This window comes from Streptomyces xinghaiensis S187, from assembly GCF_000220705.2.
Lineage (GTDB): Bacteria > Actinomycetota > Actinomycetes > Streptomycetales > Streptomycetaceae > Streptomyces > Streptomyces xinghaiensis.
Genome location: NZ_CP023202.1, coordinates 6307171 through 6321339 on the forward strand (window position 1 = coordinate 6307171; position 14169 = coordinate 6321339).

The 14169-nt window shown below is 72.8% G+C and carries 12 protein-coding genes and 1 tRNA gene; 7 read left to right on the forward strand and 6 right to left on the reverse strand.

The genetic code is table 11. The features are described from left to right. Positions 1 to 59: 59 nt before the first annotated feature. Both SXIN_RS26915 and pnuC read right to left on the reverse strand, forming a co-directional pair. A complete protein-coding gene (locus SXIN_RS26915; protein ID WP_039821197.1) occupies positions 60 to 1124 on the reverse strand; it encodes an AAA family ATPase in 1065 nt (354 codons plus the stop codon). A gap of 143 nt (positions 1125 to 1267) precedes the next feature. Then, entirely contained in the window at positions 1268 to 1981 is a 714-nt protein-coding gene (gene pnuC / locus SXIN_RS26920; protein WP_019708770.1) for a nicotinamide riboside transporter PnuC, read from the reverse strand. A gap of 226 nt (positions 1982 to 2207) precedes the next feature. Between pnuC and SXIN_RS26925 the strand changes: the two genes are divergently transcribed. Together SXIN_RS26925 and SXIN_RS26930 are read left to right on the forward strand one after the other, a co-directional pair. Next, on the forward strand, positions 2208 to 2753 hold the full coding sequence (locus SXIN_RS26925) for a YcxB family protein (RefSeq protein WP_019708769.1): 546 nt from the start codon (positions 2208 to 2210) through the stop codon (positions 2751 to 2753). A 414-nt stretch (positions 2754 to 3167) separates the two neighbouring features. Next, positions 3168 to 4553, forward strand: a complete 1386-nt coding sequence (locus SXIN_RS26930) for a hypothetical protein (RefSeq protein ID WP_019708768.1) — start codon at positions 3168 to 3170, stop codon at positions 4551 to 4553. A 139-nt stretch (positions 4554 to 4692) separates the two neighbouring features. Here SXIN_RS26930 and SXIN_RS26935 read toward each other — a convergent pair whose 3' ends face one another. From SXIN_RS26935 to SXIN_RS26945, 3 genes are all read right to left on the reverse strand, one after another. After that, positions 4693 to 4908 (reverse strand): DUF397 domain-containing protein, encoded by a 216-nt coding sequence (locus tag SXIN_RS26935; protein ID WP_039821194.1) that lies wholly within the window; start codon positions 4906 to 4908, stop codon positions 4693 to 4695. Beyond that, positions 4905 to 5753 (reverse strand): helix-turn-helix domain-containing protein, encoded by an 849-nt coding sequence (locus SXIN_RS26940; protein ID WP_019708766.1) that lies wholly within the window; start codon positions 5751 to 5753, stop codon positions 4905 to 4907. Before SXIN_RS26940 ends, SXIN_RS26935 begins: the two co-directional genes overlap by 4 nt. 206 nt (positions 5754 to 5959) lie before the next feature. Further along, positions 5960 to 9013 (reverse strand): SCO7613 C-terminal domain-containing membrane protein, encoded by a 3054-nt coding sequence (locus SXIN_RS26945; protein WP_095757663.1) that lies wholly within the window; start codon positions 9011 to 9013, stop codon positions 5960 to 5962. 541 nt (positions 9014 to 9554) lie between these two features. Here SXIN_RS26945 and SXIN_RS26950 point away from each other — a divergent pair. From SXIN_RS26950 to SXIN_RS26965, 4 genes are all read left to right on the forward strand, one after another. Further along, positions 9555 to 10016, forward strand: a complete 462-nt coding sequence (locus SXIN_RS26950; protein WP_095757664.1) for an SRPBCC family protein — start codon at positions 9555 to 9557, stop codon at positions 10014 to 10016. Positions 10017 to 10079: 63 nt separating this feature from the next. Beyond that, positions 10080 to 10154, forward strand: a tRNA-Val gene (locus tag SXIN_RS26955). Positions 10155 to 10429: 275 nt separating this feature from the next. Continuing rightward, positions 10430 to 12409: a threonine--tRNA ligase gene (thrS, locus tag SXIN_RS26960; RefSeq protein ID WP_019712111.1), complete on the forward strand. Its 1980-nt coding sequence runs from the start codon at positions 10430 to 10432 to the stop codon at positions 12407 to 12409. A 147-nt stretch (positions 12410 to 12556) separates the two neighbouring features. After that, on the forward strand, positions 12557 to 13114 hold the full coding sequence (locus SXIN_RS26965; protein WP_019712110.1) for an HIT family protein: 558 nt from the start codon (positions 12557 to 12559) through the stop codon (positions 13112 to 13114). An 80-nt stretch (positions 13115 to 13194) separates the two neighbouring features. Here SXIN_RS26965 and rpsR read toward each other — a convergent pair whose 3' ends face one another. Next, positions 13195 to 13443 carry a 30S ribosomal protein S18 gene (gene rpsR, locus SXIN_RS26970; protein WP_019712109.1) on the reverse strand — a complete coding sequence of 83 codons (249 nt, stop codon included), beginning with the start codon at positions 13441 to 13443 and terminating at the stop codon, positions 13195 to 13197. A gap of 132 nt (positions 13444 to 13575) precedes the next feature. On the opposite strand from rpsR, the gene SXIN_RS31760 reads away from it, so the two are divergent. After that, positions 13576 to 13851, forward strand: coding sequence for a hypothetical protein (locus SXIN_RS31760; RefSeq protein WP_019712108.1), 276 nt, complete (start codon positions 13576 to 13578; stop codon positions 13849 to 13851). The last annotated feature ends 318 nt before the right edge of the window (positions 13852 to 14169 follow it).

Below are 14169 nucleotides of genomic sequence, written 5' to 3' on the forward strand. Positions count from 1 at the left end.
CCGGGTACAGGCCTCATCTCCCCGCTCCTCTGCCGGGACCCCGGCGCGGTCTGGCCGGTTCATCCCCGTTCCGGCAGCGGGTCCTCGAAGTGCCAGCCACGCGCGAGCAGTTCGTCGACCGCGGCCACGGCCGTGCGCAGCCGTTCCCCGGGCGGGCCGGTGAGCAGCAGGTGGGGCAGGCCGCGGCGGGTGAGCTCGGTACGGAAACGGCCGGTCATCCAGGCGCGCAGGTGTTCGCCGTCGCGCAGTCCGTCGTCCTCGAAGGGGACGCCCGTGTGGTCGGTGAGCAGCCACAAGTGCTGCCGGCCCCGGGCCGCGACGGCCTCGACCGCCGGGCTGCGGCCGCCCAGATAGCGCTCGTGCCAGATGGTGGTGGCCAGGGCGTCGGTGTCGCAGAAGAGGACGGGGGAGCCGGCACCCGCCGCAGCGTCCTCCTCCGCCGACTGCCGTTCGGCGATCAGTTCGAAGTCGGCCGTATCCCAGGTGACGTCGTCGAACCCCGCGCCCGGTCTGGCCGCGCGCAGCCGCGCGTACTTCTCCGCACTGAACCGGCGCCCGTACTCCGGCACCCACCGGGTCTCCGCCCAGACCCCGCCCCGGGCGCGGTAGTGCACGGCCAGGGCGCGGGCCGTGGTGGTGGTGCCCGTGGACTCCGCGCCGACCACGACCACCCGGCGGGCCAGCGCCGCGCGCACCGGGGCCGCCAGGTGGGACCAGCACCCGGCCGGGTCCGCACGGACGGCCGTCCCGGAGACCGGGTACGCGGTGCGGCCGGCGTCCACGGTCACGGCCACCGCCCCGAAGCGGCGGCCGAGTTCGGCCCCGTACGCCTCCGAGGTGAAGACGGCGTCGACGCGGTCCGGGACGGCGGCCCGGAAGACCGCCATGTGCGCGTCCCACACGGCGGGGTCGGAGTAGTCGACGGGCACGTCGTCCACCGCGCCGACCACCTCGACGTGCTCCTCCGGGTGCACCGCCCGCATCCACGCCACCCGCTCCGCGAGCGGGACCGACTCCACGGAGGAGGCGCACACCAGCACGGTGAGGCGGCGGCAGCGCGCGGCGGCGCTGCGCACCAGGTGATGGTGACCGGCGTGCGGCGGATAGAACTTGCCGAGCACCAGCCCGTGCCCGAATACGGGCCCGCGCCCGTGCCCGTGCCCTCGGTCGTCCCCGCGGCTTTCCGTGCCCTCGGCCGTGCGAATCGAAGAGGTGTCCCCTTCGACCGCGCCTCCGTGGGTTCCTTCGGCCGTGTCCTGGTACGTACTCACGCCGCGGCCTCCACCGGGCCCCGGTCCGTGGGTTCCGCCGGCCCTGTCGGCCCCGTTGGTCCCCCTGGCCCCGACGGAGCAGAGGTGGCGATCAGTTCACGCCGCCAGCTGCGCAGCCCGAGCAGGCACAGGGCCATGAAGCCCAGGTAGAGCAGCGCGGTGAGGTACAGCCCCTTGTAGGCGTAGAGGGGGACGTAGACAACGTCGGCGGCGATCCACAAGTACCAGGACTCGACCTTCTTCCGGCACTGCCCGTAGGTCGCGGCCAGCGACAGGGCGGTGGTCAGCGCGTCCCAGAAGGGCACGGTGGAGTCGGTGGCACGGTCCAGTAGCAGGGTGAGCAGCACCGTGCCGGTGAGCGTGGCGGACGCCAGAACCCACCAGGTACGGGCCGGCGTACGGCTCACCGGCAGGCGGCCCGAGGCCGCCTCCGGGCCGCCGGTCACCCAGGCCCGCCAGCCGTACACCGCCAGCGCGATATAGACCACCTGCAGCCCGGCGTCCGCGTACAGCCCGGCGCCCGCGAAGAGGAGGATGAAGAAGAGGTTGTTGGCGATGCCGATCGGCCAGTTGGCGATGTGCTGTCGGGCGACGAGCCACACGCACAGCGCCCCGCTGCCGAAGCCCAGCACCTCCACCCAGCTGACCGGGGTGTCCAGCGCGGTGAAGAGAGGCTGTTGGAGGGGAGCGAGCAGGTCCGCGATGTCCACGCGGCGACCTCCTTAAATGTCAGAATGACGATAAGCGCAAGGGGGTGGCCGGGACAAGGGGGTTGGGCATCCTCCACCGCCGCCGGACGGCGAGGGCTCCGGCCGGCGCTGGTGCCGTACCTCCGCGGCGGTCGCACCCCCTCCGCTGTGCGGACCGGGTGGGTCGGCGCAGGTCACGGAGGGTGTTGGCCTAGGATCCGGTGGAACATTCGATGGGGGAGGGCCCGTGGCCGGGAAACAGGACGTGGCGCAGTCGGTCGAGCTGGTTTTCAGCCCCACCGCCAAGGACATCGGGGAGGCTCTGCGGGCACGGCGGCGCCTCAACCGTCGCAGGCATCTGCTGTTGATCGGGGCGCTGTTCGCCCTGATCTATGCCGCGGTGGTGGTTCTGTACCTCGCCCTGGACACCCCTTACCCCTACGGTTCGGCCGCGATTCCGACGCTCGCGGGCGCGCTGGCGGGCGGCCCGGCCTTCCTCATCGCCCGGCGCGTCCAGGTCCGGATGGTGTCCCGCTTCGCCCGGGCCCAGGGGGAGTGCCGCGCCATGGTGAGTGACGACGGCGTGCGCGTCGTCGTGGCGAACGGGGATTCGCGGCTGGGCTGGGAGCTCTACCCCCGGTACGTGGAGACGGCGAACCTCTTCGTGGCGCTGAGCCGGGACAAGAGCGCGATGGGCGTCGCTATGCTCCCCAAGCGCGGGGCCGACGGGCCCGGTGACGTGGACCGGCTGCGGGAGATCCTCGACCGCAACGCTGTCCGCGCCGGCCGGTAGGCGCGGCCCGCCACGGCCCCGGGCCCGGTCCCCGGGCCGCAAACGCTTTCCGCCATGTTCGAGGAGCCGAATGGGGCAGGACAACCGGCCCTCCTGGGCGTCCCACGGGCTCTCACCCGGCACCCTTCGGCGCCGAGAACGGGGGAGGCGTTCGGGCGGCCGGACAGGTTGCCCATTTCTGGCCAACTGAAGAACAGAGAAGGGTTGCGACTGAAATTTTCAGAGGTGTATATACACCAGCGTATGTTCGGGCCCCGATCGAAGCCTGGGGGCACTTCGGCGACATCGCGGCCTCGCACGTCCCTCCACCCGATGTAATTCGGCGTGCACCAACCGGCAGCCGCACATGCCGTGCCGCCGTGCAGGGTCATGGCTGTCCCTTGCGCGCGCTCCCTCTCCGGAAGGACCCCCCACATGTACTTCCAACGTCACCGGCGGCCCAGATTATGGGCGGCCGCAACCCTCGTCGCCGTCGCGAGCCTGGCGGCGCCCACCCTCACCGCGCAGGCCGCCGACACCCGCCCGTCGGACACCCTGCGCGTCCAGGACAACCCCTCCTGGGGCAAGGAACTCCCGCCCGCCGACGCGCCCACGAGCCGCGCCTACGACCTCATCGTCGAGGACAACGACAAGGGGTACGCGCCGCGCAGCGGTGAGTGCTCCAAGGAGATCCACGCGCGGTACTGGGCCTACGGGCCCGACGGCAAGGTCTACCCGACCTGGCACCCCGCCAAGGACGCCGGCGGGTGCACCTTCGGACACGAACACGGTGACGACCCGCGCCGTTCCGAGTTGTTCTCCACGGTCGACTGGCCCACGTTCGGCTACACCAGCGAGGTGCTGGCCGGGTCGAAGCCCGAGAGCAGCCACCGCCACGAGGACCACGTCGGGCACAAGGTCCTCTCGGTCAACAACATCAACGTGATCCAGGGCGACAACGGCACGAGCTTCTTCCCGCCGCAGGGCAACACGATCGCGACCTGCGACGTGCTGCTCAAGTTCCACCAGGGCACCCACTCGCCGGACGCCTTCGCCAACAACGCGCACGAGCTGATCTACAACAACAAGTGCACCCGCAACGGGCAGACCTTCGAGGCCCGGTACACCGCACTGATCCCGCTCGGCCGCCCGGGCGGCTTCGGCGCCACGGACTGCCCCGGCCCCGGCCTCGGCATGGGCTTCAAGAACGTCGGCCCGGCCGTCCCGGGTGACTCGCCGTCGGACACCAGGTCCCTCGGCCGGCTCATCACCGACGCGGGCTGCGTCCAGGCGATCCGCGAGGGCAAGACGCACTACGAGCCCATCACGAACTCGTACATCCCGTTCGACACGAACGACCTGCACGAGTTCTGGTTCTCGGACGTGACGGTGCAGGGCGCCGGGGTGAACTTCAACATCGGCCCGCTGTTCTACGTCCTCAACCCGAGCCGGTACTTCGACTCCGGCAAGCCGAACAACATCGCGCGCCAGGTCGACCTCTGCTACGAGAACATCCGCGGCCAGTACTGCGACCAGGTCCGCCAGACCACCCAGCAGACCGGGAAGCGGGTCCAGTGGGACGACGTGGAGTCCCCGTTCAAGGGAACGCTGCGCGAGTTCCGGCCCGGCACGCTGCGGCTCAGCAACAGCGGCCCCACCACCGTCTACACGGACGTGTACGGGCGCAACGTCTCCACCTCGCCGTTCGACGGCTCGATCAAGCAGTACTTCTCGGGCAACAGCGGCGACCAGATGTACCTCCGGGGCGCCACGCGCGACTACGCGGCCAACTCCAGCGACCGCATCCACGCCCCGAACTGACCCCTATCACCCCCACACGGAAGGCAGTTGACCCACTGACCCCCTGATCACCGATCCACAGGAGGGCCCGCAGCGGAACCAACCGCTGCGGGCCCGCCCGGTGAACGAGAGTGTGCTGCTGTGCGGGCCACACCCGCCGTCAGCCCTGAGGGATCGTGCCGTTCCGGATGGCTGTCACAAAGGCGGACCAGCCATCGGCCGGGATGGTGAGGGAGGGGCCGTCCGGGAGCTTGCTGTCCCGGACGGGGACCGCGCCCGGGATGTTGTCGGCGACCTCGACGCAGTGACCGCCGTCGCCGTTGCTGTAGGAGGACTTTCGCCACACCCTGGGGCTCGGGTCGTCTACCGGACTCATGGCGTTGCGTGCTCCTTCGCCGCCGATTCGATCAGGGCAAGGGATGCCTTGGGGGACAGAGCGGCAGCCCTGACGAGATCGTAGGCCCGCCTGTACTGGGCCACCAGCCTTGGTTCATCGATGAGTTGGCCGGTGTAGGCACCTTCCGTATAGGCAACAGGAGGTGCGTCGTCAAAGGCCATGAGGCAGACGAGGCCGTTCATGAAGGTCTGCTCACCGGCTGAGTCGGGCAGAACCTGCACTTTAACGCGGTGGTGGTTGCGGCTGAGGTCTGCGAGATGGACCAACTGATCCCGCATGATCTCGTTGCTGCCGATCTGTACCCGCAACGCTGCCTGATGAATGATGGTCCAGAGTTCGGGGGGTGTTGGACCGTCGAGAAGTCGGCCGCGCTCCATGCGTGCGGTGACATGGTCCTCGATTTCGTCCGGTGGTGCGAAAGGCTGCGCAGCGGTGGTGAGAGCACGTGCGTACGCAGCCGTTTGAAGCAGTCCGGGCACCAGCATGGGCGAGAAGTCACTGATGGCGGTGGCATGCCTCTCCAGGTCCGCTGCGTCCGCGAAATAGTCCGGGTGTTTCGAGAGCCGGGCGAGTCGGCAGAGGCGCTGCAAGTGTTCGCCGGTGCCCAGGACTTCGTCCAGGAGTCTGGACACCTCCGGCTGGGGGCGGCGGGACGCCGACTCGAAGCGGCTGATGTAGTCGCGCGAGCAGAAGACGCGCTCGCCGAGCTGGTGCTGGGTGAGACCGGCGGCCTCGCGCAGGCGGCGCAGCTCGGCCCCGAAGAAGGTCTTGGGCGAGCTGTAGGGGTCGAGGTTCTCGGCGTTCTCAAGACGGTCGGTCGTCACGGTGCGGTGCCCCCGATGCGTTGCACGTGTTGAGCTGGGTGGTTCCACTCAACGTAGTGACCACATCGCGCACGGCGTGCGGGTCTTGCGGGAGTTGACCGCGACAATCCACCGGTCGGGTGACGGGCGGCCCGCCCGCCCCGCCCGCTCCCTCCACGTCCGGTACGGCCCTCGCCACCGGGAAGTGCGCTGCGCCGCACGCCCGTTCAGCGCATGCGGCCCAGCAGCTCGCGGAGTCTGCGGGCGTCGCGCAGCCGCTGTTCGTACGTCGCGCCGGCGCCGAGCAGCAGGAGTCCGGCCAGCGCGGGCGGGACCCAGCGCGGCAGCGCGTCCGCCATCTGCACGAGGTACGGGGCGAGTTCGTGCAGGGCGACGAGCGCCAGCACCCCGCCGCCCAGCAGCAGCGGTGCCTGTAGCCGCGAGCGGGCGCCGAGCAGGGTCAGGCCCAGCGCCGCCAGGCCCAGCAGCAGCGGACGCGTCCAGCCGCTGTCCGTCCACACCGCCGCCAGGCTCGGCAGAAGCGTCACGGACAACCCGGGGCCGTACGCCACCCAGGAGGAGGCCGTCGCGTCCGCGCGGCGCCGCAGCAGTCCGACCACCAGGGCCGGGACGGTCACCGGAAGGGTGTACGCCTCCGGGGCCTCCACCCCGGCGGCGCCGAGCCGCACCCACGTGGCCAGGACGAACAGCGCCGTGGCCGCGTATCCGGCGGTGCGGCGGCGGTCGGCGCGGAGCGCGCAGCCCGCGGCCACCACACCGGCCAGGGCCAGCACGGCGGCGAGGACGGCCGCCGGTCCGGTGGCCGCGAGGGTCAGGGCGAGCAGTCCGGTGGCCGCGCCCGTCACCTCCAGCGGAAGCCCGGCCGGGCGCTTCCGCAACCGGGCCGCCAGCAGTTCCACGGCGGCCGCCGCGGCGAGGACCACGAACGCCGTGCGGTGAGCGGGGAAGCCGGCGCCCGCGCACAGCGCCACCACCAGTCCGACGGCGCTCGCCACCGCCGCGCACGCCGTCACGGGCTGCCGCACGCGGCCGTCCGCCGGTGAGGTCGCGGCGGCCACCGTGAACGCCACCACGAGCGCCGCCAGCGCCCCTTGCGTCACTGGCCGTTCGGCCATGCTCCAGGCCGCGGCCGTACCCGCCACGGCCACGGCGCAGGCGAGCGCGGTACGTGAGACCACCACGGACCCCGAGGTCCCGGCCGCCACCAGCAGCACGGCCGCCTGTGCGGTGAGCAGCAGGACCGCCACCGGATACGGGAGGTCGAGGGTCACCGGCAGCACCGCCGCCGCGGCGGCGGCGAGAACGAGGGCGCCGGCGGGGGCGGCCCCGTGTCCGGGCCACGGGGCTGTCCCTGGGGCCGGGGCCGGGGATGGGGCCGTCGCCGTCCCCGCGTCCGCCGCCGTCCCGGGTCGCCCGGCGCGCAGCCGGGACGCCGCGCACACGGAGACGGCCAGCATCGCCAGGACGACGGGCACGACGGTGCCGCCCGGCCAGAGCACGCCGGGCGCGACGGCGGCGCGCGCCCCGCGCGGGGCGCCCTCCCACACCGCGTCCACCCAGCCGAGCGGCCCCAGCAGAGCGGAGGCCGTGTCCGGCAGGACCCACAGCAGGGCCAGCGCATGAACGACGCCCGAGGCCACGGCCGTACCGCGCTCCGCCGCACGCTCCGGCGCGCGGCGCCCGACCGCGCTCACGGCGTACGGCAGCAGCGCGGCGCACAGCAGATAGCCCGCCACGCCGAACCCGGCGGGCAGGGCCATGCGCAGCAGTCCCCCGGCCGCCGTGACGACGGCCAGCCCGGCGACCGCGGCGGGAATGGCCGGGGACACGAGGCGGGCGCGCGGTCCGCGGTGTGACCGGAGGGCGAGGGAGTGCAGCGCGGGGCTGCGGCCCGGTACCGGGCCCGATGCCGTGCCTGTAACCGGCCGGGCGTCCGGAGCCGTCCGGGGCGTGGCGGCGTCCGCGTCGGGCGCGGGCGGGACGGAGCCCGGTACCGGGCCCGATGCCGTTTCCGTAACCGGCCGGGCGTCCGGAGCCGTCCCGGGCGGGGTGGCGGCCGCGCCGGATGCCGGGAGGCGGGCCGCGACGGACCACAGGACCACGGCCGCGCCGCACAGCAGGAGGGCGCCCCGCGCCGCCTCCGCGATGTCCCACGCGTTCACCGACATCCACACCGCCGGTATGAGACCGGCGGCGCCCGCGAGCGTGCCCAGGGCCGCCGCCGTGCGCCGGATCGCGGGCTGCGCGAACCGCAGGGCGATCACGGCGTCGAGCGCGGCCGTGGCCAGCAGCGCGGCGCCGGAGCCGAAGGCGTCCGCCTCCACCGCGATCGACCAGAGCAGCAGCGGCAGTTGGGCTGGCAGCACGGCCAGGGCGGGGATCAGCCGCGGCACCCGGCCACCGCCGTCCGGAAGAGCGCGGCCCGGAACACCACCATGCGGAGTACCGCCGCTCGGAACGCCACGGCCCGGAACGCCGTCGCCCGGGACACCAGCAGTTGAACGCCCGGCCGCGCCGCCTGCCACGCCACCGTCCGCCGCACCAGCCGCGGCCCCGCCGCGCGCGACGCCGGCCGCCGTGTCACCGGAGGACGCGCCACCGGCCTCCGGGCCTGCGGCGATCCCCGCGCCGCTCCGTCGTCCCTCAACTCCCGCCGGGGAGGGGCTCTTCGCCCCGGGCGGTGACACAAGCTCGGACAGCAGCCGGCTGTACCCGGCCCACACCACGGCCAGCACCGCGCTCACGACAGCCGCGTACGCCGTGCCGTCGAGGTCGGGGAGGGCCACCCGGTGCAGGGCGTAGGCGTCCAGCACCAGCAGGAGCAGCCCCAGGCAGGCGATCACCTCCGCCGTGGCGCCCAGTCCGCGCCGCAGCAGCGGCACGGGCACCGCGAGCGCGCAGACGGTCAGCACGCCGAGCACCGCCGCACGGCCGCCGATGCCCATCCGGCCCCAGCTGAGGACGGTGAAGGCGATCACGGCGACGGCCAGGAGAATCCCGCCGAGGGTCAGCAGCACGTTCCGCACCGTCGGCGCCCCGGCCTCCCGCCGGTCCGCCGGGCGCGGGAGCGTACTCCCGGGCCCGCCGCTCGCGGCCCAGGCGCGGGATTGCCGTCCCCACAGCTGTGCGAGGAGCTCCGACCTGCGGGCGAGCAGCCGGGCACGCTCGGCGTCGATCCGGGCCAGTGCGCGGTCGATCTCCCGCAGTTCGGCTTCCGCGTCCCCTCCGGGGGCACGCAGGGGCGGTGGCTCGTTGTTCATGGGCGGGAGTCTGTCGCCCTCAGCGGTCCCCGGCATGGGTACCCCTACTCAGTCGAACGTGAGTACCGTCCCGGACAGGGCGGTCCGCACCACAGCGCACCTTCACGGCGCACCTACTCCCCCGGCGGGGGAGCGCCCCGCCCCGGCGTCCACGGTTCCGGGCGGCTGTGCCTTCGGGTGGGACCGGGCAGGGCCGGGGGACGGGCCCGGGACTGTTCGACGGGGAGCGTCGCTGGTGTGGACGCACTCTACGCCGCCGTGAGCTGCGATCCCATGCCCGGAGCCCGACAGCCCGGAGCCCGACAGCCCAGGGCCCGACAGTCCGGGGCCCCGGCCCCCGCGGAGCCGGCCCGAGGAACGGCAACGGCCGCAGGAGCCAGCCGGTTCGGGGGGCTGGCCAAGACGTCGGCCGGGAGGCGGAGTCCGCCGGCAAGAGGTCGCCGGGACGGGAAGGGAAGCCCGCTGGGGAGGGGGAGACCGGGGAAAGGCGGGAAGGGAAAGCAAGGACCAAGCAAAAGCGAGAACCGAGGAGGAGCCGCCCATGGACCCGCACCACTACCGCTTCCGCAGCCTCTGGACGCTCGACGCACCCCCCGGGGCGGTCTACGCGGTGCTGGAGCGGCCCGAGGAGTACCCGCTGTGGTGGCCGCAGGTCCGGGAGGCCGAGCGCACCCCGTCCGGCGCCGGCCGGGCCCGCTTCCGCTCCGTCCTCCCGTACGACCTGGTCGTCACCGCGCGCGAGAGCCGGCGCGACCCGGCGGCCGGGGTGCTGGAGACGGCCCTGAGCGGCGATCTGGAGGGCTGGGCGCGCTGGACGGTGGCGGCCCGCGCCGGTGACAGCGGCGGCGGGAGCCGGGCGCTGTTCGAGCAGGAGGTGACCGTGCGCCGCAGGCTGCTGCGGGCGCTCGCCGTGCCCGGCCGCCCGCTGTTCCGGGCCAATCACCGGCTGATGATGCGGAGCGGGCAGCGCGGCCTGCGGGCCAGGCTCGCCGAAGCCGTTTGAACGAACTCCTCCGCGCCCTGTATTGTCAGGCCCGAGCCGCAGGGGGAAACCCCGGCACTCCGAGGGCGATTAGCTCAGTGGGAGAGCGCTTCGTTCACACCGAAGAGGTCACTGGTTCGAACCCAGTATCGCCCACCACCCTTGACACACGGCACGGCCCCGCGGCGGGCCGGGCAGGCCACGGGCCCTTCCACTACGGGAGGGCCTTTTCGCCGTCCGGGGCCTTGCCGCCACCCGGCGTCCCGGCCCACGGCCCGGGCCGGCACCGGCCCACCGCTTTCCCGGCCGGTTCCGCGCGGGGCCGACGCCGGATGCGCCGGACGCAAAGCGTTTCGCGGGGCGGCCGTCGGGCTCGGTACGATTCGCATGCGCAGCGTCCGCTGCGGCGCGAACCCATCAGTCAGGAGAGACCGGTGTCAGACGTCCGTGTGATCATCCATCGCGATTCCGAGCGGGAAGAGCGCGTGGTGACGACGGGCACCACGGCGGCCGATCTCTTCGGCGGCGACCGCTCGATCGTCGCCGCCCGCGTGGCCGGCGAGCTGAAGGACCTGGCGTACGAGCTCGCCGAGGGCGACGAGGTGGAGCCGGTCGGCATCGCCACCGAGGACGGCCTGAACATCCTGCGCCACTCCACCGCCCACGTCATGGCCCAGGCCGTGCAGGAGCTCTTCCCGGAGGCCCGGCTCGGCATCGGCCCGCCGGTCAAGGACGGCTTCTACTACGACTTCGACGTCGAGCGCCCCTTCACCCCCGACGACCTCAAGGCCGTCGAGAAGAAGATGCAGGAGATCATCAAGCGCGGTCAGCGCTTCTCCCGCCGCGTCGTCACCGACGAGGCCGCCCGCGAGGAGCTGGCCTCCGAGCCGTACAAGCTGGAGCTGATCGGCCTCAAGGGCTCCTCCGCCACCGCGGGCGAGGGCGCGGACGTGGAGGTCGGCGCCGGTGAGCTGACCATCTACGACAACCTCGACGCCAAGACCGGCGAGCTGTGCTGGAAGGACCTCTGCCGCGGCCCGCACCTGCCGACCACCCGCAACATCCCGGCCTTCAAGCTGATGCGGAACGCCGCGGCGTACTGGCGCGGCAGCGAGAAGAACCCGATGCTCCAGCGCATCTACGGCACCGCCTGGCCGACGAAGGACGAGCTGAAGGCGCACCTCACCTTCCTGGCGGAGGCGGAGAAGCGCGACCACCGCAAGCTCGGCACCGAGCTGGACCTCTTCTCGATCCCCGAGGAGATCGGCTCCGGCCTGGCCGTCTTCCACCCCAAGGGCGGCGTCGTCCGCCGGGTCATGGAGGACTACTCGCGCAAGCGGCACGAGGAGTCCGGGTACGAGTTCGTCTACACCCCGCACGCCACCAAGGGCACGCTCTTCCAGAAGTCGGGCCACCTGGACTGGTACGCCGACGGCATGTACCCGCCCATGCAGCTCGACGAGGGCCAGGACTACTACCTCAAGCCCATGAACTGCCCCATGCACCACCTGATCTTCGACGCCCGGGGCCGTTCGTACCGCGAACTGCCGCTGCGCCTCTTCGAGTTCGGGACGGTCTACCGGTACGAGAAGTCCGGTGTGGTGCACGGCCTGACCCGCGCCCGCGGCTTCACCCAGGACGACTCGCACATCTACTGCACCCGCGAGCAGATGGCGGCCGAGCTGGACTCGCTCCTCACCTTCGTGCTCAACCTGCTCCGCGACTACGGCCTGGAGGACTTCTACCTGGAGCTGTCCACCAAGGACCCGGAGAAGTTCGTCGGCAGCGACGAGGTGTGGGAGGAGTCCACCGAGGCACTGCGGCAGGCGGCCGAGAAGCAGGGCCTGGAGCTGGTCCTGGACCCGGCCGGAGCCGCGTTCTACGGGCCGAAGATCTCGGTGCAGGCCAAGGACGCCATCGGCCGGACCTGGCAGATGTCCACGATCCAGGTGGACTTCAACATGCCGGAGCGCTTCGACCTCCAGTACACCGCGGCCGACGGCTCCCGGCAGCGCCCGGTCGTCCTCCACCGCGCGCTGTTCGGCTCCATCGAGCGGTTCTTCGCGGTGCTGCTGGAGCACTACGCGGGCGCGTTCCCGGCCTGGCTCGCGCCGGTGCAGGCGGTCGGCATCCCGATCGGCGACGCCCACGTCCCGTACCTCCAGGAGTTCGCCGCGGAGGCGAAGAAGCGGGGGCTGCGCTTCCAGGTGGACGCCTCCTCGGACCGGATGCAGAAGAAGATCCGCAACGCCCAGCGCGAGAAGGTCCCCTTCATGGTCATCGCGGGTGACGAGGACGTGGCGAACGGCGCGGTGTCCTTCCGCTACCGCGACGGCTCGCAGAAGAACGGCATCCCGCGGGACGAGGCGCTGCGGGAGATCGCCGACGCCGTGGCCCGCCGCGTCCAGGTCTGATCGTCCGGGTCCGGGCGTCCGGGGTTGAGCCTCCGGGGCCCGGCCTCCGGCCGCACGGCCCCGCCGCCCCGCGCGGGCGGCGGGGGAGGGGGTGGCTCCCGGCCGGGAGCCACCCCCTCGCCGCGTTGCCGCCCGCGCCGGGCGAATATGCTGGCCGTCATGACGAGTGAGCCGGAGCAGCAGATCGGAGTCGGTTCCCAGGACGCCTTCCAGCGCCTGTGGACGCCCCACCGGATGGCGTACATCCAGGGCGAGAACAAGCCGACCGGGCCCGGCTCCGAGGGCTGCCCGTTCTGCACCATCCCGGCCAAGTCCGACGAGGACGGCCTGATCGTCACCCGCGGCGAGCACGTCTACGCGGTGCTCAACCTCTACCCGTACAACGGCGGCCACCTGATGGTCGTGCCGTTCCGGCACGTCGCCGACTACACGGAGCTGGACGAGGCGGAGACGGCCGAGCTGGCCGCGCTCACCAAGCAGGCCATGACGGCGCTGCGCACCGCCTCCGGGGCCCACGGCTTCAACATCGGCATGAACCAGGGTGTCACCGCCGGCGCGGGCATCGCCGCGCATCTGCACCAGCACGTGGTGCCCCGCTGGGGCGGGGACACCAACTTCATGCCGGTCGTCGGCCACACCAAGGTGCTGCCGCAGCTCCTGGCCGACACCCGCCGGCTGCTCGCCGCGGCCTGGCCGGAGAGCTGAAGCCCGGGCGGCCACCGGGACCGGGCCGGGCGGACCCGGCCCCCCGGGGGCCCCGGTGGCGCGGCGGGTGAGAGCCGCGGCTACCGGGAGCCGTAGGGCAGCAGTGCCATCTCCCGTGCGTTCTTCACGGCTTGGGCGAGCCTGCGCTGCTGCTGCCGGGAGACCCGGGTCACCCGGCGGCTGCGGATCTTGCCGCGGTCGGAGATGAACTTCCGCAGCAGGTCGGTGTCCTTGTAGTCGATATAGGTGATGCCTGCGGCGTCCAGCGGATTGGGGCGCTCGGAGCGCCCGCGTCCGGTTTTCCGCCGGGGGCTGCCGGAGTGCGGCACGGTGGTACGTCCTTCCGTTGCGGGGCTGAGGGTTCGGGGCTCGAGTCCGGGGATTCCGGGGGTTCCGGGGCCGGGAGGCCCGGTGCTGCCGATGGCTCAGCGGACCGGGCGCAGCAGGTCGTCGAAGGCCGGGTGGAGACTCCGCCAGCCCTCGGGCCCGGCTGCGTACTCAGCGTCGGTGAGCAGGCAGGACTTCAGGAGGAGCTGGAGCTGGTCGAGGAGCAGGAGGCGGACCTGGACGTGGCCGCGCTGTGGGCGGCGGTGGAGGAGGTCGCCCCGCGCGCCGCCGTGATGACCGCGGCGGCCACGGTGGTCTCGCTGGTGCCCGAGGACGAGAACTCGGCCGAGGTCGCCATGCGGGCCGCGCTCGCGAACCGGTACGCCACGGTGCGTCCGTTCCTCGCGTAGCTGGGTGAGTCGAAGGCGCTGGACGCGGCGAGCGAGGGCAAGCGGGTCCTGGCCGGGGTGCGCGGCCTTCCGGCGCTGGCCCGGCGGAAGGTGTGGGTCAAGCCGCTGCTGCCGCGCGAGGTGGACGACAAGCTCGTGCCGCCCGCGTGGCGCAAGGCGGTGTACGCCAACCCCGACCTGCCGCAGGGCGCGGTCGACCGGGACGCGTACGTGGTGTGCGTGCTGGAGCAGCTGCACCGGGCCCTGAACAACCGCGCCGTCTTCGCCTCGCCCTCGCACCGCTGGTCCAACCCGCGGGCCCGCCTGCTGGACGGGCCC